Here is a 23,322-nt window from a genome sequence, read left to right as displayed (position 1 = left end):
CTCAAGGACAGGACGGGGACAGGGATGAAGGGTTCCGCACAGGCCTTTGGCGAGCCCGACGTCCTGACCCCCGAAGCGCTCCTTGCGAGCGCGGTGATGGGCGGAGGGTTGCCGGAGGACGCACAGTTCCATCTGTGGGAAGCCGGCCTCTCCTACCAGCAGGACGATGTGGCGGAAGCGCATCTGCGCAAGGCCGAGGCCATCGCCCCGGGCCATGCGGCGGTGCTCATCGGCCTCTATCGCTTCTACTTCTACAAGGGCCGCCTGCGGGAGTGCCTGGGGGTGGCGCGGGAATGCCTCGCCAAAGCGCAGCGGGAGACCAATCTCCCGGCCGACTGGCGGGACGTGCGGGCGGAAGATGCGGAATTTTCCCGCTACGACCGCCTGATGCCGCGCTTCTTCCTGTTCACGCTGAAGGGCTACGCCTACCTCAACATGCGCCTCGGCAATCTGGACGAGGGGCGCGCCGCGGTGATGAAGCTGCTCGAGCTGGATCCGTCCGACAAGATCGGCGCGACGCTCTTGCTCGACGTGCTGAACAGAGCGGGGCAGGACGATGAAGACTGACGACGACATCGAGGATGCCAAGACCTGGCTCGGCGAAGACATCGACTGCCGGCGCTGCGTCCACGCGGCGGACCTTCTGCCGGCCGGCAAGTGCCAGCTGAGGCGCGCCTGCGTCAACGACCGCTACGCTCGGCGCATCGACCGCTTCTTCAACTGGAATCCGAAGCTCGCCAATTCCTACGTGGGCCACGAACATTTCGAGGTCCGCGCCATCGCGGCGAAGCACGCGGACGTGTTCTTCCTGAAGCCACTCCTCAATGATCCCGAGGAGACCGTGCGCTGGAACGCGGCGCGCCGGCTGCCCAAGCGGCTCATCCTGCCGCTGCGCAACGATCCCCATCGCGAGGTGCGCATCCGCATCGTCTCGCTGCTGGAGGATGCGGAGCTGGCGCCCATGCTGGCGGACGACGACTACTATGTGCGCCTGGTGGTGGCCCGCCGCATCGCGCCGCCCCTGCTGTCGCGCCTCGTGGATGATCCCGAGCCGGAGGTGCGCAAGGTGGTGGCACAGCGGCTGCCGTCCGAATGGCTGATGTGCATGGCCGGCGACCGCAGCGCGGCCGTCCGCCTGGAGGTGGCGCAGCGCCTCGCCCCGGACCTTCTTCCGGCCCTCGCGTCCGACGCGGACTGGCGGGTGCGCCACGAGGTCGCCGGTCGGGTGGCGCCGTCCCAGCTCGCCCGGTTCCTGGAAGATGACGACGAGTTCGTGCGCGAGGTCGCCCGCTCCCGCATCGAGGCGGGCGGGCAGCTCTTGAGGGAGATGCCGCTATGAGCAACATCGTCCGCGACAGCGACGTGGTGGAGATTTCCGAGCCGCCTTACTTCAATTTCGGCGAGAAGGTGAAGGCGAAGCGGGTGATCCGCAACGATGGAACCTATGCCGGCAAGGAGATCGGCGAGATTCTCGCGAAGAAGGGCGAGATCGGCTACGTCGTCTCCATCGGTACCTTCCTCCAGCAGTTCTACATCTACGGCGTCGAGTTCACCGAGAGCGGCAACCGCGTCGGCATGAAGCGCAAGGAACTGGAAAGCGCCGTTCCGCGCGAAGAACAGGACATCCCGCTGCCCCCCGCCCCCGGAGTTTGATTGCCATGATGCTCGAACCGCGCCTGCCCAAGTACGACTGGGGCATGAAGGTCAAGACCCTCATCGATCTTTACAATGACGGGTCCTATCCCGACATGCCGGACGAGGGGCTGCTGGTGGGTGTCGGCACCGTCGGCGAGATCGTGCAGGTGGGCCAGCACACGGACACGAACACGCCCATCTACCTCATCGAATTCAACGAGCGCCTGGTGGTGGGGTGCCTCGAGGAAGAGATCCAGCCGCTCTGATCCCTGGAGCATTTTCGGCGAACATCGGTCCGCCGAAAATGCTCCAAGCTTTTGACAGTCCGCATTTTCTTTACGCGAACCGGACTCCACTTCGCTCGAAAATGCTCTAGATGCGCGGCGCCGGCCGCGCGCGCCACACAGCCGCGAGAGATAGGACGATGAGGCTGCCCGCTCATCCGAACGATCTCGACAGGAAGCGCATCGAGCGCGCCATAAGGGCGCGCAAGCGCTATCGCTATGTCACGCCCCGCGTCGTCGCCACGGAGGGCGGCTACCGGATCGAGAGCGCGTGCTGCTCGCGTAACATCGATCCCGAAGGCGGGGTGGTGGACATCGCGCTGATGATCTTCGATCCGGAGCAGGCCTCCTGGCAGCTGTTCCGCAAGAACCACGGCAAGCGCCTCTGGGAGCTCGACAGTATTCACGAGCGGCTGAAGGAATTGCTGGAGCTTCTGAACGACGACACCGAACGTCGATTTTGGCAGTGATCCAAACTGGCAATGATCCTGCATGGCATGGGACGGACCGCGACAAAGCCGCCGGTCGTGTCTCATTCCGGCACGGGAGAGTAAGGTTATGGCCCTGAGCGACAGCGACCTCACCGAGATCGAGAAGGTGCTCACCGCCGAGGAGCCGGCGGGCCCGGTCTTCGCCGAACTGCGCAAGCGCTTTCCGGCGCTCTCCTGGACCCAGTGCGACGCCTCCGACGTCACCGAGGCGCCGTTCCGCACCTATCCCAGATACGACGTGCATCTGCTCGACACCGCGGACCACTGCGCCCACATCACCTCCGATCCCGGCGCCGCCACAGGCGTGATCCTCGCACGGCGGAGCGCGTGATGAGCGACGCCGATTTCCTGGACGATTTCGATCTCGGCGAGAGCGAGGGCGAGGGTGGCGAGGCCACCAGCATCCTCCTGTCCGATCCGGACATTACCGTCATCGAGCTGCAGGCGGTGACCGAGGCCATGCAGGCGCCGCGCCTGTCCAGCGGTCCTCTGGCGGAGCAGTTCGAGGCGGAGTTCGCGGCCTATCTCGGCCGCAAATATGCCGTCGCGGTGCCGAGCGGCACCCTCGGCCTGCTCTACACCCTGAAGGCCTACGGCATCGGCCCGGGGGACGAGGTGATCGCCTCGCCCTATTCCTTCCGCGAGACCGTGCACGCCATCAGCCTGTCCGGCGCGCGTCCGGTGTTCGCCGACATCGACTATTGGGCGGGAACCCTGGTGCCGGCCAAGGCCGAGGCGAAGATCACCGACAAGACCAAGGCCATCGTCGCCGGCAACACCAATGGCCATCCCGCGCCGTGGACGGACTTCCAGGAGCTGGCCCGCAAGCACAAGCTGGCGCTCATCGAGGATTCCACCGAGGCCATCGGCTCGCGCTACAAGGGCGCGCTGGTGGGGACGTTCGGCGACACGGCCGTGTTCGATTTCTCACAGCCCTTCCCCATCGTGTGCGGTGAGGGCGGCATGGTGGTGACGGACGACATCGACGTCGCCGTGGCGCTGCGGCGCTTCCGCTCCCACAAGCTGGAGGAGCGGTCCTCCGTCGTCGTCAGCATGAGCGCGCCCTACCAGGGCGCCATGAGCGACATCACCGCCGCGCTGGGCCTGACCCAGCTGCGCCGGCTCGAGGAGATCCTCGAGCAGCGGCGCACGGTGGAGCACCTCTACCAGAAGTACGTCCAGTCCTTCGAGGGCATCAAGGACCCCTTCATCGGGCCGGACGTGACCGAGGTGAACTGGTTCCTCTACGTGGTCCATCTCGGCACCCGTTTCTCCAAGTCGAGCCGCGATTCCATCGTCGAGGATCTCAAGGTGGAGAAGGTTGAATCCGCCGGCTACAGCACGCCGTTGCATGTGCAGCGGCACTATTTCGACCTCGGCTATCGCCGGGGCGACTTCCTCGTGACGGAGAAGGTGGCCGACCGCGCGGTGGCGCTGCCGTTCCACACCCACCTGAGCGAGGAGGAGATCGAGTTCATCGTGGCAACGATGAAGGATGCCTCGGTCAATGTAGGGGCGGGCGCCGCCATCTACTGAAACGCAACAAGATCGCACCCCAAACACTAAGACGAAACGACAGGAGTTGTTGATGTCCACGGTTACGCTGAAGGTCCTCCCCATGGGCAAGACCATTGAAGTCGGGGAGGGCACGAACCTCCTCGAGGCGCTCATCACCGTCGAGCCGGGGCTCGCGGAGCGCCAGAAGAGCGACAAGGACGGCAGCGCGTCCCACGTGTTCGTCCAGGAAGGCCGCAAGGGCCTCTCCAAGACCACCCGTGAGGAGAACGAAAGCCTCGACGCGATCGTCGGTGTCGGCTCCAAGTCCCGCCTCGCCAAGCACGTCACCGTGCTCGGCACCGAGAACGTGACCATCGAGCTGCTCGGCGAGTTCTCGGGCTTCTGATCGCGTTGGGCGGCGCTCCCGCGGGGGCGCCGGGACCGTCGGCGGCGGGAAGGGCGGAGCCTTCCGGCCGTGGCTGAAGACAAAAGCTTCCGGTGGCGCGCTGCCGGGAGCTCAACAAAAAGCGTGCCGGGTAATCAAGTCGTCGTGCGGGCTTCGGGCGGCCAAGTCCTGCCCTTCGGGTCCGCGCCAGTGAAGAACGTTGAGAGGAGAGATGAGATGAGCGACGAAGCAGTCATCATTCACGCCCGCTTTGCGGCCAACGGGACGATCGCCGAAATCAGCGAGCGGCCCCAGGGCCTCAACCCGCAGGAATGGTTCGATTTCCTGTCCTACCGTGTTCCGCTCACCTACCAGGCTCTGGCCGGCGGTCGCGGCGTGTTCCGCCTGACCCGCGCCGATGTGGACGCCTTCAAGGTCGAGGCGGCCACCAAGGCGGCGTGAGCCGGCCTGGACGAATGGCCGGTGCAGGGTCTTTCGGTTTTGCGAATACTTGAGGGCCGACTGTTTCATCCGGCCCGGCATGTTTTCGAGGTCGTTCCATAGTGCAGCAAAAGGGCCCGGATGCGCTCGCATCCGGGCCCTTTTTTGCGGATCAACGCTGTCAGGCGGTGACGGCGACGCCCTTGTCGGCGAGGAGCTGGGTCAGCTCGCCGGCCTGGAACATCTCGCGGACGATGTCGCAGCCGCCGACGAATTCGCCCTTGATGTAGAGCTGGGGAATGGTCGGCCAGTTGGAAAAGGCCTTGATGCCCTCGCGCACCATCGGGTCCTGCAGCACGTCCACGGCGCGATAGGGCACGCCGACGCCAGCGAGCACCTGCACCACGGCGGCCGAGAAGCCGCATTGGGGGGCGGCGGGAATACCCTTCATGAACAGGACCACATCGCTGGAAGCGATGATGTCTTCGATACGTTCGGCAGTGGTGGCCATGGGGCAGTCTCCTGATTGAAACGAAACGGATGAAAATGTGGATTTGAAATGGGCCGGAACCCGCCGCGACGCGTATGGCGCTGCGGACGATCTCACTTGGGGATCAGCGTCTCCAGCTTGAGGGCGTGCAAGGTGCCGCCCATATGCTCGCCAAGCGCCGCATAGACCATCTGGTGCTGCTGGACGCGGCTCTTGCCCTTGAAGGCTTCCGAGGTGATGCGGGCGGCGTAGTGGTCGCCGTCGCCGGCGAGATCGATGATCATCACCTGGCTGTCTGGAAGAGCCTCCTTCACGAGGCGCTCGATTTCGTCTGCGGCCATGGCCATCGCGCTGTCTCCTTCGATGTGCGACGCCCCCATGCAAGCGCGGCACCACTTGCCATTGGTGCAAATGCGGCCGCACAGGCGGCTGGGCTGTCGCAAATCTGACAGCGCGATCGGCCGGGGAGGGCAGACCCGGCCGCCGGAGGGCGCGGCTCGGGGGCATGGGGGCGAGCCTGGGGCCGTTCCAAACGGCCCGCCTCTTGCTTACGCCTTGTCGCCCCGGGGAAACGAGAACCGTTATGAGCGATTTGCTACAGCAGGGACGCGGTGCGGCGCGCAATGGCTTTGCAACCATACTCGGCACCAACGAGATCGCGTCGGCCGTGGCCGTCGAGCTGCATCGCGGCGGCTATGGCGTTGTGCTGTCGCATGATCCGGTGCCGCCGGTGATCCGGCGCAAGATGGCCTTTCACGACGCTCTGTATGAGGACGACGTGCGCGTGGACGGCGTGCGCGCGGTGCGGGCCGATACCGGCGTGGATGTCCGCAAGGGCCTGCTGCGCGGGGATGTGCTGGTCACCACCCTTGGGCTGCTCGATCTCATCGTCCTCGGGCCCATCGAGCTGCTCGTCGATGCCCGCATGAACAAGTATCAGGTGACGCCGGACCTGCGCCGCCTCGCGCGGCTCACCATTGGCCTCGGGCCGGGATTCGGCGGCGGCACCAATTGCGATCTCGCCATCGAGACGCGCCCCGGCAAGGAGGGGCAGGTGATCCAGCACGGCCCAACGGACGAGCCGGACCACATTCCCCGCGATCTCGGCGGCGTGACGAGCGAGCGCTTCGTGCATTCGAGCGTGCCCGGCCGCTGGCACACGGCCATTGAGATCGGCACCCGCGTCTACAAGGATTTCCATATCGGCTTCCTCGGCAACGAGCCCATCCGCGCCCCGTTCGACGGTGTGGTGCGCGGTGTGGTGCGGGACGGCACGGAGGTTCCGGCCGGGGTGAAGCTTCTGGAGATCGATCCGCGTGGCCGCGGCGCTGACTGGACCGGGCTCGATGCCCGCGCCCTTGTCATCGCCAAGGCGGTGAGCCGGGCGCTGACCTTCCGCGGCGCCCGGCTCACCGAAGCCGCGCCCAATCCTCATCTGGTCAAGTAGAGCGGCGCCCTTCGCCGGCCCCACCGAAGGGTAGAAACGTGAGCGTCGATCTTTTCCCCAACACCGATGTCATCAATTTCGGCGAGGTCTCCGGCCCCGTGAACGCCCTGCTGCAGCAGGGAGTCATTGCCTATCGCAAGGACAGGAAGCGCGCGGACGAACTGTTCCGTCAGGCGCTCGCCACGGCCCCGTCCGAGCTGCCGGTCTATTTCTGCCTTTACAAGATCCACACCTACCAGGGCAATCTGGACGAGGCGGAAGCCGCGGCGCGGGGCGGGCTTATCGAGGCGGCGACCCAGGCGGGCTGGGACACGGACTGGCACAACTGGGTGCCTTACGACCTGCTGCCCGACGGGCCGGGCCGGTTCGCCCTCTACACGCTCAAGGCGCTGGCCTTCATTCACCTGCGCCAGAACCAGCCGGAGCTTGCGGTGGAGAAGCTCGAGGCGCTCAAGGTGCTCGACCCCACCGGCGCGGTAGGGTGGCCAGTTGTCGCGGCCCTCGCCGAGGGTCTGGATTGAAGGCCGGGGCCATCGTTGGCATCGTGCTTGCTACGTTATCGGGTACGATGAGGGGGCAGGAGGCATTGGTCACATGACTCAGCCTGTGGAGCACGGCCTTGCCGCACCGACGACCATGATCGTCCACGGCGAGGTGCGCAATTTCGAAGAATTCGCCGAGGATGATGCCGTTCTTCTCGAAGGCATCGTCGCGGCGCTGAGAACCGTCAACGACCCGGAAATCCCGGTGAACATCTATGATCTTGGCCTGATCTATCGGATCGAGGTCAAGGAGGATGGCGGGGTCGAGATCGACATGACGTTGACCGCGCCGGGCTGCCCGGTCGCCGGGCAGATGCTCGGCTGGGTGCAGGAAGCGGTGGTGGTGGTGCCCGGCGTCAGCGACGTGAAGATGAAGCTGGTGTTCGATCCGCCATGGGACAAGTCGCGCATGAGCGACGAGGTCCAGCTCGAGCTGGGGTTGCTCTGAGACACCTGACAGAAGCGGAGTGGCCGGCCCCGCGCCGGCCATTTTCGTTGCTGCCGGCGTTCGGCACGCTTCCTGCTAATCCCGGATGGTTTCACGCCGGCCGCGGATCTGCCGCTCCAGCCGGGCAGGGACTGTTTCATTTGCGACAGGGGCCGGCGCCTCCGGGAGGGGCCGGCGGGGAAGTGATGTCTGCCGAACAATCTGCCGAGCAACAGGACACCGAAGCCGAGATCGCGGTCTTCGCCATCTGCGGGACGCACCAGTTGCCGCCCGGCGAGGCGAAGGCGTTCGATCTGTCCCGACTGACTCCGGAGGGGGACGCGCGGCCGTTCCGCATCGTGGTGGTGCGCACCGGCGCGCGCGAGGTGGTGGGCTATGTGAATGCCTGTCCGCACAAGGGCGCGTGGCTCAACATCGGTGGCGGCCAGTTCTTCAATGCCGAGCGCACGCATCTGCGCTGCGGCCGCCATGGGGCGCTGTTCGACATCGAGAGCGGCGCCTGCACTGAGGGCGCGTGCGAGGGTGCGCATCTGGAGCCGGTGGCGGTGGCCATCGTGGGCGCGGATGTGTGCCTGTGCGGCGTGCCGCTGGTGGAGGCGGAGGTGGTCGGCTTTCCCTATGACGATTTCGACGAGACCATGGAAATCATGATTTCTCCCGACTGATCGGCAGTCGTGATGGTGAAGGCGCAGGTGTCGGGAGACGGACGAATGAGTGCAGAGGCCGCCAGCGCGGTGCCGCCGGACATGCCGGGGGAATGCCGCTTCTTTATCACCTATACCGGCGTGAAGATGCCGTTCCGGCTGGTGGAGCCCATCCCCGAGGCGCAGCTCACCCACCGCAACACCTTCATCCGGGCCTGGTTCGACGAGGCCGGCCAGCTGACCGGCTTCGACAAGATGGTCTATGGCGAGGTCGAGCTGGCCCATCGCTACAGCTACCATGGCAACGGGACGCTGAAGCGCGCCGAGGTGCGCATGGTGGATGAGGACACGGTGATCGTCGCCTTTGACGAGGCGGGATCACCCATGCGGCCGGAATAGCCCGGCGCCGACAGGAGGGCAGGACGGATGACGGTGGCTCAGCTGGTCGAGGCGCTCGGCAGGATGCCGCCGGACGCCGTGGTGCTGATGGAGGCGGACGGCGGCCTTTCGCTGGTCTCCGCCCTCGATTTTGTCGCGGCGCAAGGCGCCGGCGCGCCGGCCGAGGTCATCCTCCTGCCCAACATGGACGAATAGGGCCGAGCCCGAAGGAATAGATCATGTCGGACGTCGCCGAGACCACAACCATGTATGAGCGCCTGGGCGGCGCGGTCGTCATCGATCGGCTGGTGGAGGCCTTCTATGCGCGCATGGACACGCTGCCCGAGGCGGAGGGCATCCGCGCCATGCACGCCGACGATCTCGGCAACACCAAGCAGGTGCTGAAGCGCTATCTCAGCGAGTGGACCGGCGGCCCCAAGCTCTATTCGCCGGAGAAGGGCCATCCGCGGCTGCGCCAGCGGCACATGGGGTTCTCCATCGGCAATGCGGAGCGCGACGCCTGGCTGCTGTGCATGCATGGCGCGCTGGAGGAGACGGTGGCGGATGGCGCCGCGCGGGCCGCCATCTACGATGCCATGGCGAAGCTCGCCGACTGGATGCGCAACACCGCCGGCAATCCGCACGACACCGTGGGCCACGCCGCGCGGCCCTGAAACGGCAAGGGCGGCGACGGGGCGGCGAGGGGGCGGCGCTAAAGCGGCACGCCGAAGAAATCCTCGTCGGACCCGCCCCAGGCTTGGTGCAGCGCGAGGGCATCCTTCCACTTCGCCATCTCGTCTTCGGCCGCGCTGCGGTGGGTGATCTTGCCCTCCGGCTTCTCGGCGAGGAGGAAATCCTTCGCGTTGCGCAGGAAGCGGTTGAGGGCCTTGGTGTCGTTGGGGCGGACGACGCAGCGGGGGGCCTCGTCGATGAGAATGGTCGTCGGGAGCATCGCCAATTCTCCGGGGTTGTCTGCTGTGTGGGGGAGGGCCGGCGCGAAAATGACCGCGCAGGCCCGGCGCCGGCGGGCTTTAGAAGCCGTCCTGCTTGGAGCCCCAGGGGTGGGAGCCCGGCACGAAGCCGGCCTTGATGCCGGCCTTCGCGATGTCTTCCATGGTCTTGTAGAAGGTGCCCTCGTGCACCAGCGTGCCGGTCTTGGTCGTCACCGCTACATATTTCGCCACGCGGTCGGTCTCGCACAGATATCCGCCGCCGGGATCATCGACGCTGCGGGCGTTGCCGTCCCAGTCAATGAAGAAACCTTCGCTCGTCGACATGCCTCACTCCAAAGGACGCGCTCCGGGAAAGGACTTTCCGGAGGCCGGGGCTCCAAACGGGTTTGGCGGGGCGATCGACTGTCCCCGCGCGGTGCGCGCAGCAAGGTTCTTGCCAAGCGGCGGCGGCCTGCCGGCAGCGGGGCTGGGTGTCGCGCATCGCACATCCCCGGGATGTGGGCGTATGCTTCATGACACTGTCGTGCGGTCAGGTGAAGGCGTTGGCTTATTCTGGGATCATGAGCGGTAATTATTGAATTTACTAGCCTTTGATCTAAGATGACGACGTTGTTTTTCTGTCTGCTCCGGAGATACATTTCATGGCTGAATTGACTCGCCGTATGGCGTCCCTCAGCGACGTCCAGGGCCTGTGGGGGCTGCTGCGTCAGGCGGCCGCCGCCGTCCCCTTCAACGCGGATGACGAAGCCGATCAGGAGACGCTCCTGTCCGAGCTCGTGGCCTGCTGCACCTCCGGCCTGTCGCCGGTGGTGGTGGACAATGAGAAGGGCATCGTGGGCGCGCTGCTCGCTCGGCGCGATACGTTCGAATGGGGCTTCCGCAACAGCGAGGCGATCCATGTGACCTATGCCGCCGTCGCGCCCGCCGCCAAGGGTGACGCGGTGCTCCCCGCGCTGCTCGGCGAATTGCAGGGCAGGAAGGTGCCGCTGCTCGCCAGCGTGAAGAGCGGCGAGCAACTGGGCTTTGCCGCCGCACTCGGCGACCTCGGCTTCACCCACGAGGTGAAGGCCTTGAACGGCTGGGGCGATCTCTATCAGTGGACCCCGCCGCCCTCCGTCCATAACTGACGTGCACACCGTGGGCGCGTCCGCGCGCTCACGGATTTCCGGGCCTCAACGGGGCTTGTCTTCTTCCGGCCGCGCCTGGATCTCGGCGAGGGCGGAATCGATGATGGCGCGGCAGGCGAGAAGGCGGTCATATTCCGCCTTGCTGAGGGTCACGGTCGGCCCCTTGTCGTCGGCCTCGGCGCCGAAGGCCGGGCGGGCGGCCAGCGCCGCTTCGAAGATGGTCTTCTCGAGCTGATAGATGCGCTCGCTCGCGCGCTCGAGATAGGGCAGGGGATTGGCGCGGACATTCTGCTCGTGCAGTGCATCGAGGTTCAGGAGGTCGCGAAAGCGCTTTTCCGTCCGCCGCTTGCCTGCCCCGAAATCATGCTCGATCACGCTCATGTCCGACGCTCCGGCGGATGTGCGCCCCCTGATCCGGGGTGATGAACCGGACCCATCGCCCGCTACCGGGATGAAACGTCCGGGCCGGCGGCGCGTCAAGAGGAACGCCCGCCGGCACGCGGCGACGGAAGGCCAATGCTTGGCCCCCGCAGGTCAGTCCATGGGCGGGCCCATGTCGTTGGCCTCGGACTTCTTCTTGCCCTTCTTCTCGGTCTTCGCGAGGGCATAGGCGCCGGCATTCTTCAACTGCACCGGGCCCTGGCCGACCACATACTGGGAGATCCAGAACAGGGTGCGCTCCATGGCCTGGTCGGCGGCGGCGGCGTCATAGGCCGGGTTCGCCTTGTAGCTGAAGCCGCGATTGGCACCGGGGTAGGAGAAGGCCGACACATCCGGCCGGCGGGCGCGGAACTGGATCATGTCCGCTTCCGCGATGGCCGGATCAGCCTCGGCGAAGTGCATGAGGGTGGGGATGCGGCGCTTCTCGGACATGCCGTCGAGGATGCCCTCCTCGGCGTGATAGCCGATGGCGCAGGCGAGGCCCTTCACCTTGTTGGCGGCGGTGTAGGCGAGAAAGCCGCCCCAGGCGTAGCCGACGAGGGCCACCTTGCCGGCGTCCTTGACCGTATCGACGGTGGCCTGGATCGCCTCCAGCGACCAGTCGGTGCCGACCTCCTCGGTGAGGGCCTTGCCCTCGTCGGTGGCGGCGGCGTCGAGTTCGATGTCGGATTTCACCTTGTCGAACAGGGACGGCGCAATGGCGACATAGCCGGCGGCGGCGAAGCCGTCGGCGATCTGGCGGATGTCCGAATTGACGCCGTAGACGTCCTGCAGGACCACCACCGCGCCCTTGGGCGCGCCTTCCGGATCAGCCCGATAGGCGGAGAATTTCACGTTGCTTGCTGTGACTTCGACCATGGCATCCTCGGTTTCCGAGCGGCTGAAAAGGGGCAGGGCCGCTCGCTCTGCCAGTCTGAAACAGCTTCGACATGCAAATTGGACGCCAGAGGGCGAGAAATACGTGCGGTGCAGCGTGTTTTGTGCGCCTGCATCAAGTAAATATCGCGTCGCAGCAAAAACTACTTCGCGAGCGCCAATCATTCGCGTCATGAGGCGCGCAAATGAAAATGGCCGGCCCTGGGAGGCCGGCCATTGGATCGTCGGACGGGAAAAGCCCGGCTCAGCCGGCGGCGAGGCGCTCCCGCGCCACCTCGGCGATGGGCGGCACGTCGTCGTGGGTGAGCGGGGCGAGGAACGCCGGGGAGATCCGCTCGGCAACGACAAAGCGCACCCGCATGTCGGGATCGCCACGCAGGGCGACGAGCCGTTCGGGATCGAGATGCTCGGCCACCACCACGCGCACCAGCGGATCGGCGTCGTCGGCCATGCGGGCGAGGGGCACCTGCGCCAGGCGCGCGGCCACGATGCGCCGCACGTCTACTTCCGGGTCGTGCATCAGATAGACCAGCGCATCCGCCGGCGCGCGCCGGGCGGCTGCCATGCGCACGGTGTAGTCCACATCCGACATGAGGGCGACGAGATCGCTGCCTTCCAGACGCTGGGCGACGGCGATGCGCACCCGCGGCTCGGGATCGAAACGCATGTCGCGAATGCGGGCGATGGGCAGGCGCTCGGCGCAGACCATCCGCACGTCCGGCTCGGCGTCGTCCTTCAGCGGCGTGATGAGGAAGACGCTGGCGTGTCGGGCGGCCAGCGCCCGCACCTCGAAATAGGGATGGTCGAGATAGCGCGCGGCGAGCGCCGCATTGTTCGCGAAAAAACGGTCGATGCGCTTGCGCCGACGGTCGAGGACGCACGCCTTGCCGAGATCGCAGCGCCCTTCGGCCTTGATGTCCTCATGGGGACAATCCTGGCAGCGCAGGGGGCGCCCCTGCCAATCCATCGCCTCGACGGCGAAGTCGGATGCGAAACCTTCGGCGAACCCCGGCTCTCCGGCCGTTGATCCTGACGAAAATGCGGACATGAAATCGTCCTCCCGCCCCCTAATCTAGGGGCGAAGGCGACTTGACGCCAGATGGCGTACCGGAAGCCGTGCGCCGGCTCCCGATCGCTATTTTATTACCTCTGGGGCCCGAAAGCCTCAGCCGAACTTGAACAGCACGCCGTAGCCGCCGCGCGGATAGTTCCACTCGATGTCGCCGGAGGGCTCACCAATGATGCGGCAGGTGCCGCATTCGACACAGCCGTCGGCGGTGATCTCCACCTGACCCTTGTCGTTCAGCTCGTAGCAGCGGGCCGGGCAGGTTGTGAGCAGGGAGCGCAGCGCGGCGGAGGGGGTGGTGTGGGGCCGCACCTTGATGTGGGCGCGCCCGGCATCCACCAGATAGCGGTTCTGGAAAAGCTTGTCCTCGACACGGACGGCGGTTTCGGTGGCCATGAAAAATCTCCCGGTAATCGGGCGACGGGCAAGGCCCGTCGCGCAAGGTGGGAAAACAGGATGCGCTGAGCTGAAAGCTCCTCAGCGCCAGGCGCGGGCGAGTTTGAAGGCGTCGCCGAAAAGGCCCGCCCACGACCGCGCGGAGGTGAAGGACTTCACCGTCATCTTCTCCTTCTCCTTCTTCGGGGTGCCGTCGACACGCACGAAGTTCTGCATGGCCTTGTTGACCAGCTGGGGATAGGTGAGGAAGAAGTTCTGCGACTGGATGTGCAGAAGCTGCGGCATGTCCTTGTACTTCTTGAGGTCTTTTATCACGAAGCTGTCGTCGAGCATCTTCTTGTAGAGCGAGAGGTTCGCCGTGGTCATCGGCTCCTTGCGCGATTTGACCTGGAAGATGGCCTCGCCGGCGATGCGGCCGGAGGTCATGGCGAGGTTCGAGCCCTCGCGATGGATGGCGTTGTTGAGCTGGGCGGCGTCGCCCACCACCACCCAGCCCTCGCCATAGAGCTGCGGGATGGACTTGAAGCCGCCCTCGGGGATGAGGTGGGCGGCATATTCCTTCACCTCGGAGCCTTCCAGCAGCGGGGCGATGGAGGGGTGGCGCTTGAACTTCTCCAGCAGCGTGTAGGGCGACTCCCCGCTCTTCTGGAAGTCCGACACCAGGCAGCCGAGGCCCACCGACACGCATTCGCGGTTGGTGTAGAGGAAGCCCATGCCGGTCATGCCTTCCGAGATGGTCCCGGCGGCCTCGATCACGGCGCCCTCGTTGCCCTTCACGTTGAAGCGCTGCTCGATGACTTCCTGCGGCAGGAAGTGCATCTCCTTCACCGCCAGCGCCACCTCGGTGGGCTTCGGGATCTTGCGCAGGCCGGCCCGCGCGCCGAGGAGGCCCGTGACGCCTTCCGCCAGCACCACCACGTCCGCATGGATCTGGCCGCCGCCGCGATCGGTCTTGACGCCGATCACCTTGCCGTAGGCGTCCTGCACCAGCTCGGTCACCGTGGTCTCGCACACCACCAGGGCGCCGGCCTCGCGGACCTTGGAGGAGAACCACTTGTCGAACTGCGCGCGGATGATGGTGTAGCGGTTCGGCTTCTCCTCGTTGAAGTCGTCGGACCGGTAGTGCAGGCCGGTGTGGGAGTTCTCGCCCATCATCCAGAAGCGCTGCTCGATCAGGTGACGCTCCAGCGGCGCGTCCTCCCGGAAGTCCGGGATGATCTTTTCCATCATGTCGGCGTAGAGGATGGCGCCCTGCACGTTCTTGGAGCCGGAATATTCGCCACGCTCCAGCTGCAGCACCTTCAGCCCGCGGGAGGCCATGGTGTAGGCGGCGGCATTGCCGGCCATGCCGGCGCCGACGACAATCGCATCGAACCTTTCGTCGATCATCGGATGTTCCTTTCGCTGGCTGTCAGCTGGCGAGCTTGTCGCTGGAGTGGGCCGAGAGGCGCTTGGCGAAGGCTTCCGTCAGGGCCGGGAGAAGGCGGATGGCGTCGGTGACGATGCCCACATGGGCGAAGTCGAAGATCGGCGCGTTCTTGTCGGTGTTGATGGCGACGATCAGGTCCGCGCCCTCGACGCCCACCCGGTGCTGGATGGCACCCGAGATGCCGGCGGCGATGTAGAGCCGCGGCCGGATGGTCTTGCCGGTCTGGCCGATTTGGCGGTCGGAGGTGACCCAGCCCTTCTGCACCAGCGGGCGCGAGCAGCCGTATTCGGCGCCCATGGCCACGGCGAGGTTGCGCACCAGCTGGAAATTCTCCGGCGAGCCGAGGCCCATGCCGCCGGCCACCACCACGTCCGCATAGGCGAGGTTGGCCTTGTTGGAATCGCGGTCGGGGATGAAGTTCAGGATCTTGGTGACGATGTCGGCTTCCACCACGCCGAGCTTGTGCTCGATGACCCGGCCGATGGGCTTCTCCACCCGGATCGGCATGGGCATCACGCGCGGGCGCACCGTCGCCATCTGCGGGCGGTAGTTCAGCGTGTAGATGGTGCAGAGGAGCGAGCCGCCGAAGGTCGGGCGGGTGGCGGCCAGCGAGCCGTCGGCGTCCACGTCCAGCTCGGTGGAATCGGCGGTGAGGCCGGTGAGCAGCGTGGTCGCCACGGCGCCGGCGAGGTCGCGGCCGAGCGTGGTGGCGCCGAGCAGCAGGATCTCCGGCTTGTAGGTATTCACGAGGTCGGTCATCGCGGCCGTATAGGCCTCGTTGCGATAGTCCGTGAGCACCGGGTCGGCCACCACATAGGCGAGGTCGGCGCCGTAGCAGAAGGATTCGGCCACCGCGCCGCGCACGGTCTCGCCCTCGGCACCGACCACGACTGCGGCCAGTTCCACGCCCAGCTTGTCGGCGAGCTTGCGGCCCGCGCCCATGAGTTCCCAGGACACGGGATGGACCTGGCCACGCTCCTGCTCGATGAACACCCAGACGTGCTTGTACGCCTTGAAGTGTTCCGGCAGCTCTTTCTTGGTGGACGCACGTCCACCGGCGGCGGGGGCTGGGGGTGTCTTGGGCTCGCTCATGATGGTCGGCTCACTGATCTTGGTGCAACGAAGGGCGCGCGGGCTCTGCGGCGGAGGCCGTCAGAAGCCGCGCGCCAGCGCGGTCAGGTCGGCTTCCAGACTGGGCTGGCGGGAGAAGATTTCGGCGATCAGCGCCTCGGAGAGGTTGCCGCCCTCGCCGGCCTCGATGAACTTGGCCTTCTCGGAGCGCGCGCTCGGTGCGAACACGCGCTTCACGATGGTGGGCGAGCCCTTGAGGCCGCACATGTTGAGATCGGTGACGCCGGCGTCCTTGGCGTTCCACTTCACCACCTCGGCGCGGGCGGCGCGCAGGGCGTCCACCATGGTGCCGCGGCGCATCTCGTTGGTGGCTTCCAGCATGGCGACCAGGCAGGGCAGCTTGGACTTCAGCACCTGCGTGCCGCCCTCGGCGCGCCGCTCCAGGGTGATGGTGCGCTCGGCGGGATCGAACTCGGCGATCTTCGCCACATAGGTGATCTGCATCAGGCCAAGACGCTTGGCGATGCCGGGGCCGACCTGGGCGGTGTCGCCGTCGATGGTCTGCTTGCCGGTAAAGACAAGATCCGGCACGCCCCAGGTCTGGCCGACCTTGGTGATGGCGGTGGCCAGCGCGAAGCTGGTGGCCAGCGTGTCCGAGCCGGCGAAGAAGCGGTCGGTCAGCAGCACGGCGCGGTCGGCACCGAAGGTCAGGGCCTTGCGCAGGGAATCTTCCGCGGAGGGCGGGCCCATGGTGAGCACCGTGACTTCGCCGCCGAACTTGTCGCGCAGCCGAAGCGCTTCTTCCAGCGCGAACAGATCATAAGGGTTGATGATCGTCGGCACGCCCTGCCGCATGATCGTGTTGGTGACGGGATGGACGCGGATCTGCGCCGAATCCGGAACCTGTTTGATGCAGACGACGATGTGCATGAATTCGCTCCGAGCCAAACCCAACGGCTCCTGAGCCCTGACTGGCAAGCGGCGTGCCAAGCCGGCGTCACTTGTGAATCGCTCGCATTTTCAGTGATTTGTCATGCCGATCAGCCGATTGTCGGGTCTCGACGACACGCGAATACATGGAACAACGCGCGTCCGTGTCGGGAAGGTGACAGATGGGCGTCGCTGTGGGGTGATGAGCGGAGTGTCGTATTTGCGCACATCGGCGGCGCGTCGCGAACGCGACGTCGGGGCTGATCGGCGATGTGTCGGGGAGGGGACGATGGGCCGAAGCCCCTTGGGGGCGAGGAGGCCGCAATGCGTGAGGGAAGACTTTGAAGTATTGGCCGTCGCCGCGGGGAGGTTCTCGCAAAAGGTCCCCCGCCTTGCGGCGAGGGACCGGAACCTAAAATAGTCTTCAGCGTACGGTGTGTGAAAAGGCGTATTCGCAAAGGTCACGCCCTGTCCCGTTGAAATGTGCGCGGCAGGCCGCGGGGACGGACGTCGGGTGGACGGGCCGGCGGGGGCCGGCCCGTCGATCCTCGTTCAGCCGACGGCGAGTTCGGCGGCGGTCTTGCCGATCTGGCTCTCGTCCACGGCCTTCATGATGCCGTGCTCCATGAGCAGGTCTTCCAGCTCGTCCATGGTGATCGGGGTCGGGATGATGCCGTTGCCCGAGTTGCCATGCACCTTGGTGGCGAGGTTGCGGTAGTGCTGGGCCTGCGCGGAATCCGGCGCATACTCGATCACCGTCATGCGGCGCAGCTCGGCGTGCTGCACGATGTTGTCGCGCGGCACGAAATAGATCAGCTGCGTGCCGAGCTTCTTCGCCAGCGACTCCGCCAGCTCGTACTCCTTGTCGGTCTGGCGCTCGTTGCACACCAGGCCGCCCAGGCGCACGCCGCCGGAGTTCGCATACTTCAGGATGCCCTTGGAGATGTTGTTGGCCGCATACATGGCCATCATCTCGCCGGACATGACGATGTAGATTTCCTGCGCCTTGTTCTCGCGGATCGGCATCGCGAAGCCGCCGCACACCACGTCGCCCAGCACGTCGTAGGACACGTAGTCGATGTCCTCGTAGGCGCCGTTCTCCTCAAGGAAGTTGATCGAGGTGATCACGCCACGGCCGGCGCAGCCGACGCCCGGCTCCGGGCCACCCGACTCCACGCAGCGGATGTCGTTGTAGCCGACCTTCATCACGTCCTCGAGCTCGAGGTCTTCCACCGAACCCGCGTTGGCGGCCAGCGAAAGGATGGTGTCCTGCGCCTTGGCGTGCAGGATCAGGCGGGTCGAGTCCGCCTTCGGGTCGCAGCCCACGATGAGGATGCGCTGACCAAGCTCGGTCAGGGCCGCAAGCGTGTTCTGGGACGTGGTGGACTTGCCGATGCCACCCTTGCCGTAAAACGCGATCTGTCGCAGCGAAGCCATCTTGCTCTCCTTCGAACCTACTTTGGAAGACCACCGCGCGAATTGGCGCGAGGCCGTTTCTCTCGTCAGCAATATCGATCGGAAACGCCCCGCGGGTTACGGGAAGGAGCGCATCGCTGGCGGCGGCCTAGGCGTGCACTCAGCCCTCACTCGCTGTTGCGCCATGGCAGGAGCAACCAGCGTGCCACTCGCCCCAACACCCCGCAGGCCTTTGATCTCAATCAAATTCCGGGGGTGCGAGGGGGCCTTCCTTGGTCTTTCGAATGGTGTGTCGAACCCGACAGGTACGGGTCGTGTGTCGGGATTGGGACATATGCCGTGCGCTCGACGCGCCGTCGCCGGAGCAATCCCGTCCAGGACTGTGGTTGCGGGCGAGGAACGGAACTTGCTTGACGGTCCATCAACCCGCTCGCGCGCGGACGGCCGTGGTCCCGAACCCGGCCCGCCGCAGCAGGCGGGCGGTGCCGACGACGGGGATCGGCGCGCGATAAACGCAAGTCATGAGCGAGGCGACAGATGCAGATCGGCGTTGAGACGTCCAAGGCGGTGGACCAGCGGCGTGTCTTCGTGGTGGACGAGGACGAGATCACTCGCGCGGCGCTCCAGTTCATGCTGCACGACGAGATCGAGACCCACGAGCTCGCCACCCCCGAGGAGGCCTATGAGAAGGGTCAGGGCTGGCTGATGCCGCACGTGGTCCTGCTCGGCGTCGGCCTGCTCAAGGCGCGTGGCGATGCGTTGATCGGCGAGATGAAGACGAAGTTTCCCGGCGTGCGCATCCTCATCGTCACCGACAAGTCGGAAGAGGCGGTGGCGGTGAGCGGGCTGAAGGCCGGCGCCCATGGCGCGGTGGTGAAGCCGCTGACGCTGGAGGGCGTGCGCAAGAAGGTGGATACGGTGCTCGGCCGCGACGGCGGCGCGCAGCTCGTGCAGCTCTCCGTGATGAAGTAGGGCGCCGTGGCCCACGTCACCTTCTGGGAGAAGCCGGGCTGCGGCACCAATGCCCGGCAGAAGCTCGCCCTCGCCAATGCCGGCCACACGCTGGACGTCCGCAGCCTCCTGACCGAGCCGTGGACGGCCGAGCGCCTGAAGAGCTTCTTCGGCGCGACGCCGGTCGCCACCTGGTTCAATCCGGCGGCGCCGAAGGTGAAGTCGGGCGAGGTCAAGCCCGAGGCGGTGGAGGCCGAGGCCGCCATCGCGCTGATGCTGGCGGAGCCATTGCTCATCCGCCGCCCCTTGGTGGAGGTGGAGGGCGCCCGCTGCGCCGGCTTCGACCGTGAGCCCGTCACCTCCCTGCTGGGGTCGGTCGCGCCGGGGGCGAGGCCGCTTGAGGGCTGCTCCCATCCCGGCGAGGCCCATCCCTGTCCGGACCCCGGCGAACGGAAGGCGTCCTGAACATGAACGCGCTGCTGCCCCCCGCGCGTCCCTTCGAGGCGGCGCTGGCCTACCACGCCCGCACCAAGCACAGCCTGAAGGGTTATGCCGCCGGCCCCGAGACGCTGGACTGGGACATGCAGCCCAATCCGTTTCGGGAGTATGAGGGCGCGCCGCGCACCGCCCTGCCGCTGGCGGCGGAAGGACTCGACGTCTCCTTTTCGGAAATGGTGTCGGGAACGGTGGCGCCCGCGCCGCTGGACCTTGCCGGCGTCGCCTTGCTGCTGGAACTCTCTTTCGGCCTTGCGGCCTGGAAGCAGCTCGGCCCCGACCGCTGGGCTCTGCGCTGCAATCCCTCCAGCGGCAATCTGCACCCCACCGAGGCTTATGTGATCGCCGGGCGCATCGCCGGTCTCGACGATGGCGTGCACCACTATGTCAGCCGCGACCATGCGCTGGAGCATCGCTTCGCGCCGTCGGGACCGGATGTGGTGGTGGTGGCGGGCGCCTCCGGCTTCGCTATGGAGCAGAGGTTCGGGCCGGCCGGCGGGGCGCCGTCTCTGTTCCTCGCGCTGTCGTCCATCCATTGGCGCGAGGCGTGGAAATATGGCGAGCGCGCCTTCCGCTATTGCCAGCTGGATCTCGGCCACGCGCTGGCCGCCGTGCGCTATGCCGCCGCGTGCCTCGGCTGGACCGCGCGACTGGTGGAGACCATCCCCAGCGCCGACATCGCCCGCCGCATCGGCCTCGACCGGGCGGCGGACTTCGCCGGGGCCGAGCGGGAGGATCCCGACATCCTGATCGCGCTGGCTCCGGCCGGCGGCGATCTGTCGGCTTTGCCGCCGCTGCCGTCGGGGGGGCGGTGGATGGGGCGGGCCAATGTGCTGGACCGGCATCCGCTCTATCGCTGGCCGGTGATTGATCAGGTGAGCCTTGCCACCCATCGCGCCGGCGCCGATGCGGAGGAAGCGGCGACGGCTCCCGCCCTTCCGCCTCGCGCGGCGACCGGCGAGGCGCGGGCGGCGTCGGTCATCCTCGGCCGGCGCAGCGCCCAGCGCTTCACGGCCAAGGGCAGCATCATGCCCCGCGACGTGTTCCTCGGCCTCATGGATGCGCTGCTGCCGCGCGCGGCGGCGCCGTTCGATGCCGCCCCCTTCGAGGCCCGCGTCCATCCGCTTCTGTTCGTCCACCGGGTGGAGGGGCTCGCCTCCGGCCTCTATGCCCTGCCGCGCCGGGACGGCGTGCTCGCCGCTCTCAAGGCCGCGCTGCGCTCCGACTTCACCTGGGAAAAGCCGGAGGGCGTGCCGGCGCACCTGCCGCTCTATCGGCTGGTGGAAACCGACTGCCGCGCCATCGCCCGCACCGTGAGCTGCCATCAGGCCATCGCCAGCGACAGCTCGTTCGCCCTGGCCATGCTGGCGGAGTTCGAGCCGCTGGTGACGGCGGAGGCGTGGCGCTACCGCCAGCTCCATTGGGAGGCGGGCATGGTCGGCCAGTCGCTCTATTTGGAAGCGGAGGCGGCGGGCTTCCGGGGCACCGGCATCGGCTGCTTCTTCGACGACGATCTGCACCAGCTGCTGGGGCTCGAAGGCGGGGCCTTCCAGTCCATCTACCACTTCACCGTCGGGCGCGCCGCCGTCGACGACCGCATCACCACCGAGCCGGCCTATCCAGGCCGGGGCGCCTGAGCGGGATCGGCGCCGGATTTGGGGAGACCATCATGAAACAGCGCACGCCCTTCCGCCGCATCGGCGTCGCGGAGGCGGTGGCCATCGTCGGCACGGGCAAGGCCCTGCTGCTCGATGTGCGCGACGCCAATTCCTACGCCGCCGGCCATGTGGCGGGCGCGCGGAACATGGCGTTCGGCAATCTCGGCGACATCATCGGCATGACGCCGAAGGCGCAGCCAGTGGTCATCTATTGCTATCACGGCAATGCCAGCCAGGAGTATGCGCAGGCCTTGTCGGATTTCGGCTTCTCCGACGTGACGAGCGTGGACGGCGGCTATGAGGCCTGGTCCAACCACGCGCAGGCGCAACAGTCCGCCGCCGCGCTCGATCCGGCGCTCTCGGCCTGGATCGCCAGCCGTGGCTTTCCCCCGGACGGGCTGAACGCTACCGCCGAGAACGGCATGACGCCGCTGATGAAAGCCTGCGCGGAGGGGCTCGGCGAGACGGTCGCGGCCCTCATCGCTGCCGGTGCCGCCCTCGACATCCGCAATGCGGACGGCAACACCGCGCTGTGGATCGCCTGCGTGGGGGATCATCTCGACATCATCGACGCGCTCGTGGATGCGGGCATCGCCATCGACAGCGCCAACGACAATGGCGCCACGGCGCTGATGTATGCGGCCTCCGCCGGCAAGGCCGGCGTGGTGGAGAAACTGCTCGCGCGTGGGGCTGATCCGCGGCCGGAGACCCTGGACGGCTTCTCCGCGCTGGACCTCGCCTCCACCATCGAATGCCTCACGCTGCTGCGGCGCGCGACCAAAGAGGCCCGGGCCGCGGCACCGGTCTGACGTCCAAGTGTCGCGTCGCGCTTTGTCTCGTGGACCCTGCGGTCTGCCCACGCTAATCCTGCTGTATCGGGACTGAGCGAGGATACGGCGCATGACCTACCGCTGGTGGACACAGGCCATGGTGGACGCCCTCCTCGCCGAGGATGCGCCCTATGGCGATCTGACGACCGAAAGCCTCGGCCTCGCCGGGCGCGACGCGCGCCTCTCCATGGCCGTGCGCGGCGACACCACGCTCTGTGGCGTGGAGCTGGCGCGCGAACTGTTCCTCACGGCCGGTGCCAAGGCCGATCTGCTGGCGGCGAGCGGCGCGCGGGTGCCGCAGGGCGACACCTTCCTCCTCGCCGAGGGCGCGGCCGGCCCCATCTTCCGGGCGTGGAAGGTGGCGCAGACGCTGGTGGAATATCTCTCCGGCATCGCCACCCTCACCGCCGACATCGTGGCCGCCGCGCGGGCGGTGTCGCCCGAGGTGGCGGTGGTGACGACGCGCAAGACCCTGCCCGGCGCCAAGGCGCAGATGATCGCCGCCATCCGCGCCGGCGGCGCCTTCCCGCACCGGCTCGGCCTCTCCGAGACGCTGCTGCTGTTTCCCGAACATGCCGCCTTCCTCGCGGACCCCGCCGAGGGCATCGCGCTTTTGCGCCGAAAGGCGCCGGAGAAGAAGGTGGTGGTGGAGGTGAAGACGCCGGAGGAGGCCGAGGCCGTGCTCCCCGCGCGGCCGGACGTGCTCCAGTGCGAGAAGATGACGCCGGACGACATCCGGCAGGTGGTCGCCCTCACCGCGGAACATTCTCCCGGCACGAAGGTGGCGGCGGCCGGCGGCGTCAACCTCTCCAACGCCGCCGCCTATGCCGCGGCCGGCGCCCATGTGCTGGTGACGTCGGCCCCCTATTGGGCGAAGCCCGCCGACGTGAAGGTGGTGATCGGCCCGGCCTGAGCGGCGCCTGCCGCCGGCTCTCGCACCGGATGATCTGCCCTCACCCGTGAATTCGTCCGGCCCCGGCAAGAAATGACCGGACGGGAAT

General features: G+C 66.8%; 34 protein-coding genes. 22 read left to right on the top strand and 12 right to left on the bottom strand.

The window, feature by feature from the left end; translation table 11 throughout:
- The first annotated feature begins 24 nt into the window (after positions 1 to 24).
- From A37E_RS0106810 to A37E_RS0106770, 9 genes are all read left to right on the top strand, one after another.
- Complete coding sequence (locus A37E_RS0106810; protein ID WP_029555918.1) at positions 25 to 567, top strand: tetratricopeptide repeat protein; 543 nt, start codon at positions 25 to 27, stop codon at positions 565 to 567.
- Positions 557 to 1,339, top strand: coding sequence for a 4Fe4S-binding leucine-rich repeat protein (locus A37E_RS0106805; RefSeq protein WP_029555917.1), 783 nt, complete (start codon positions 557 to 559; stop codon positions 1,337 to 1,339). The genes A37E_RS0106810 and A37E_RS0106805 overlap by 11 nt, the downstream gene beginning before the upstream one ends.
- Positions 1,336 to 1,653, top strand: a complete 318-nt coding sequence (locus A37E_RS0106800) for a nitrogen fixation protein NifZ (RefSeq protein ID WP_029555916.1) — start codon at positions 1,336 to 1,338, stop codon at positions 1,651 to 1,653. The genes A37E_RS0106805 and A37E_RS0106800 overlap by 4 nt, the downstream gene beginning before the upstream one ends.
- A gap of 8 nt (positions 1,654 to 1,661) precedes the next feature.
- Positions 1,662 to 1,901: a nitrogen fixation protein NifZ gene (locus tag A37E_RS0106795; protein ID WP_024281045.1), complete on the top strand. Its 240-nt coding sequence runs from the start codon at positions 1,662 to 1,664 to the stop codon at positions 1,899 to 1,901.
- A 158-nt stretch (positions 1,902 to 2,059) separates the two neighbouring features.
- Positions 2,060 to 2,389 (top strand): hypothetical protein, encoded by a 330-nt coding sequence (locus A37E_RS0106790; RefSeq protein ID WP_029555915.1) that lies wholly within the window; start codon positions 2,060 to 2,062, stop codon positions 2,387 to 2,389.
- Between the two features lie 88 nt (positions 2,390 to 2,477).
- Positions 2,478 to 2,741 carry a hypothetical protein gene (locus tag A37E_RS0106785; RefSeq protein ID WP_024281043.1) on the top strand — a complete coding sequence of 88 codons (264 nt, stop codon included), beginning with the start codon at positions 2,478 to 2,480 and terminating at the stop codon, positions 2,739 to 2,741.
- A complete protein-coding gene (locus tag A37E_RS0106780; protein ID WP_029555914.1) occupies positions 2,741 to 3,946 on the top strand; it encodes a DegT/DnrJ/EryC1/StrS family aminotransferase in 1,206 nt (401 codons plus the stop codon). Before A37E_RS0106785 ends, A37E_RS0106780 begins: the two co-directional genes overlap by 1 nt.
- A gap of 52 nt (positions 3,947 to 3,998) precedes the next feature.
- Positions 3,999 to 4,313 carry a ferredoxin gene (locus tag A37E_RS0106775; protein ID WP_024281041.1) on the top strand — a complete coding sequence of 105 codons (315 nt, stop codon included), beginning with the start codon at positions 3,999 to 4,001 and terminating at the stop codon, positions 4,311 to 4,313.
- Positions 4,314 to 4,529: 216 nt separating this feature from the next.
- Positions 4,530 to 4,754, top strand: a complete 225-nt coding sequence (locus A37E_RS0106770) for a hypothetical protein (protein ID WP_024281040.1) — start codon at positions 4,530 to 4,532, stop codon at positions 4,752 to 4,754.
- 160 nt (positions 4,755 to 4,914) lie between these two features.
- Here A37E_RS0106770 and grxD read toward each other — a convergent pair whose 3' ends face one another.
- Both grxD and A37E_RS0106760 read right to left on the bottom strand, forming a co-directional pair.
- Positions 4,915 to 5,244 carry a Grx4 family monothiol glutaredoxin gene (grxD, locus tag A37E_RS0106765; RefSeq protein WP_024281039.1) on the bottom strand — a complete coding sequence of 110 codons (330 nt, stop codon included), beginning with the start codon at positions 5,242 to 5,244 and terminating at the stop codon, positions 4,915 to 4,917.
- Positions 5,245 to 5,336: 92 nt separating this feature from the next.
- Positions 5,337 to 5,570 carry a BolA family transcriptional regulator gene (locus tag A37E_RS0106760; protein WP_024281038.1) on the bottom strand — a complete coding sequence of 78 codons (234 nt, stop codon included), beginning with the start codon at positions 5,568 to 5,570 and terminating at the stop codon, positions 5,337 to 5,339.
- 236 nt (positions 5,571 to 5,806) lie between these two features.
- Here A37E_RS0106760 and A37E_RS0106755 point away from each other — a divergent pair, with 236 nt between their 5' ends.
- From A37E_RS0106755 to A37E_RS0106725, 7 genes are all read left to right on the top strand, one after another.
- On the top strand, positions 5,807 to 6,670 hold the full coding sequence (locus tag A37E_RS0106755; protein ID WP_038192719.1) for a xanthine dehydrogenase: 864 nt from the start codon (positions 5,807 to 5,809) through the stop codon (positions 6,668 to 6,670).
- Positions 6,671 to 6,708: 38 nt separating this feature from the next.
- Entirely contained in the window at positions 6,709 to 7,191 is a 483-nt protein-coding gene (locus A37E_RS0106750) for a hypothetical protein (protein ID WP_029555912.1), read from the top strand.
- 73 nt (positions 7,192 to 7,264) lie between these two features.
- Positions 7,265 to 7,660 (top strand): iron-sulfur cluster assembly protein, encoded by a 396-nt coding sequence (locus tag A37E_RS0106745; protein ID WP_024281035.1) that lies wholly within the window; start codon positions 7,265 to 7,267, stop codon positions 7,658 to 7,660.
- Positions 7,661 to 7,845: 185 nt separating this feature from the next.
- Complete coding sequence (locus A37E_RS0106740; RefSeq protein ID WP_029555911.1) at positions 7,846 to 8,325, top strand: Rieske 2Fe-2S domain-containing protein; 480 nt, start codon at positions 7,846 to 7,848, stop codon at positions 8,323 to 8,325.
- A 45-nt stretch (positions 8,326 to 8,370) separates the two neighbouring features.
- A complete protein-coding gene (locus tag A37E_RS0106735) occupies positions 8,371 to 8,703 on the top strand; it encodes a DUF6156 family protein (protein WP_245279281.1) in 333 nt (110 codons plus the stop codon).
- A gap of 27 nt (positions 8,704 to 8,730) precedes the next feature.
- Positions 8,731 to 8,898, top strand: coding sequence for a hypothetical protein (locus A37E_RS27150; RefSeq protein ID WP_168457281.1), 168 nt, complete (start codon positions 8,731 to 8,733; stop codon positions 8,896 to 8,898).
- 23 nt (positions 8,899 to 8,921) lie between these two features.
- Positions 8,922 to 9,356 carry a group II truncated hemoglobin gene (locus A37E_RS0106725; protein ID WP_029555909.1) on the top strand — a complete coding sequence of 145 codons (435 nt, stop codon included), beginning with the start codon at positions 8,922 to 8,924 and terminating at the stop codon, positions 9,354 to 9,356.
- Between the two features lie 38 nt (positions 9,357 to 9,394).
- Here the strand turns inward: A37E_RS0106725 and A37E_RS0106720 are convergent, their stop codons facing one another.
- Together A37E_RS0106720 and A37E_RS0106715 are read right to left on the bottom strand one after the other, a co-directional pair.
- On the bottom strand, positions 9,395 to 9,634 hold the full coding sequence (locus A37E_RS0106720) for a hypothetical protein (protein ID WP_029555908.1): 240 nt from the start codon (positions 9,632 to 9,634) through the stop codon (positions 9,395 to 9,397).
- Positions 9,635 to 9,713: 79 nt separating this feature from the next.
- On the bottom strand, positions 9,714 to 9,959 hold the full coding sequence (locus A37E_RS0106715; protein WP_024281030.1) for a hypothetical protein: 246 nt from the start codon (positions 9,957 to 9,959) through the stop codon (positions 9,714 to 9,716).
- 317 nt (positions 9,960 to 10,276) lie between these two features.
- Here A37E_RS0106715 and A37E_RS0106710 point away from each other — a divergent pair, with 317 nt between their 5' ends.
- Positions 10,277 to 10,762 carry a hypothetical protein gene (locus A37E_RS0106710; protein ID WP_038192717.1) on the top strand — a complete coding sequence of 162 codons (486 nt, stop codon included), beginning with the start codon at positions 10,277 to 10,279 and terminating at the stop codon, positions 10,760 to 10,762.
- A gap of 45 nt (positions 10,763 to 10,807) precedes the next feature.
- Here the strand turns inward: A37E_RS0106710 and A37E_RS0106705 are convergent, their stop codons facing one another.
- The 8 genes from A37E_RS0106705 to nifH form a co-directional block, all read right to left on the bottom strand.
- Positions 10,808 to 11,143, bottom strand: coding sequence for a hypothetical protein (locus A37E_RS0106705; RefSeq protein WP_029555906.1), 336 nt, complete (start codon positions 11,141 to 11,143; stop codon positions 10,808 to 10,810).
- Between the two features lie 153 nt (positions 11,144 to 11,296).
- Positions 11,297 to 12,061 (bottom strand): dienelactone hydrolase family protein, encoded by a 765-nt coding sequence (locus tag A37E_RS0106700; protein WP_029555905.1) that lies wholly within the window; start codon positions 12,059 to 12,061, stop codon positions 11,297 to 11,299.
- A 262-nt stretch (positions 12,062 to 12,323) separates the two neighbouring features.
- Positions 12,324 to 13,127 carry a 4Fe4S-binding leucine-rich repeat protein gene (locus A37E_RS0106695; RefSeq protein WP_051678843.1) on the bottom strand — a complete coding sequence of 268 codons (804 nt, stop codon included), beginning with the start codon at positions 13,125 to 13,127 and terminating at the stop codon, positions 12,324 to 12,326.
- Between the two features lie 117 nt (positions 13,128 to 13,244).
- Complete coding sequence (locus tag A37E_RS0106690) at positions 13,245 to 13,541, bottom strand: ferredoxin family protein (RefSeq protein WP_024281025.1); 297 nt, start codon at positions 13,539 to 13,541, stop codon at positions 13,245 to 13,247.
- An 81-nt stretch (positions 13,542 to 13,622) separates the two neighbouring features.
- Entirely contained in the window at positions 13,623 to 14,930 is a 1,308-nt protein-coding gene (locus A37E_RS0106685; RefSeq protein WP_024281024.1) for an FAD-dependent monooxygenase, read from the bottom strand.
- 22 nt (positions 14,931 to 14,952) lie between these two features.
- Positions 14,953 to 16,062 (bottom strand): electron transfer flavoprotein subunit alpha/FixB family protein, encoded by a 1,110-nt coding sequence (locus A37E_RS0106680; RefSeq protein ID WP_029555903.1) that lies wholly within the window; start codon positions 16,060 to 16,062, stop codon positions 14,953 to 14,955.
- 60 nt (positions 16,063 to 16,122) lie between these two features.
- Entirely contained in the window at positions 16,123 to 16,971 is an 849-nt protein-coding gene (locus A37E_RS0106675; protein WP_029555902.1) for an electron transfer flavoprotein subunit beta/FixA family protein, read from the bottom strand.
- Between the two features lie 552 nt (positions 16,972 to 17,523).
- The gene (nifH, locus tag A37E_RS0106670; protein WP_029555901.1) at positions 17,524 to 18,408 is read right to left on the bottom strand and encodes a nitrogenase iron protein; all 885 of its coding nucleotides are present in this window, start codon (positions 18,406 to 18,408) and stop codon (positions 17,524 to 17,526) included.
- Positions 18,409 to 18,924: 516 nt separating this feature from the next.
- Between nifH and A37E_RS0106665 the strand changes: the two genes are divergently transcribed.
- The 5 genes from A37E_RS0106665 to modD all read left to right on the top strand — a co-directional run bounded on the left by A37E_RS0106665 (position 18,925) and on the right by modD (position 23,234).
- Entirely contained in the window at positions 18,925 to 19,359 is a 435-nt protein-coding gene (locus A37E_RS0106665) for a response regulator (RefSeq protein ID WP_024281020.1), read from the top strand.
- A gap of 6 nt (positions 19,360 to 19,365) precedes the next feature.
- Positions 19,366 to 19,803, top strand: coding sequence for an ArsC/Spx/MgsR family protein (locus tag A37E_RS0106660; RefSeq protein ID WP_029555900.1), 438 nt, complete (start codon positions 19,366 to 19,368; stop codon positions 19,801 to 19,803).
- A gap of 2 nt (positions 19,804 to 19,805) precedes the next feature.
- Positions 19,806 to 21,470, top strand: coding sequence for a nitroreductase family protein (locus A37E_RS0106655; protein WP_029555899.1), 1,665 nt, complete (start codon positions 19,806 to 19,808; stop codon positions 21,468 to 21,470).
- Between the two features lie 32 nt (positions 21,471 to 21,502).
- Positions 21,503 to 22,300 carry an ankyrin repeat domain-containing protein gene (locus tag A37E_RS0106650; protein ID WP_081837484.1) on the top strand — a complete coding sequence of 266 codons (798 nt, stop codon included), beginning with the start codon at positions 21,503 to 21,505 and terminating at the stop codon, positions 22,298 to 22,300.
- Positions 22,301 to 22,391: 91 nt separating this feature from the next.
- Entirely contained in the window at positions 22,392 to 23,234 is an 843-nt protein-coding gene (gene modD, locus A37E_RS0106645; protein WP_029555897.1) for a ModD protein, read from the top strand.
- Positions 23,235 to 23,322: the final 88 nt, after the last annotated feature.

The organism is Xanthobacter sp. 91 (assembly GCF_000702385.1).
Classification (GTDB): domain Bacteria; phylum Pseudomonadota; class Alphaproteobacteria; order Rhizobiales; family Xanthobacteraceae; genus Xanthobacter; species Xanthobacter aminoxidans.
This window is presented reverse-complemented; position numbering and strand designations above follow the sequence as displayed.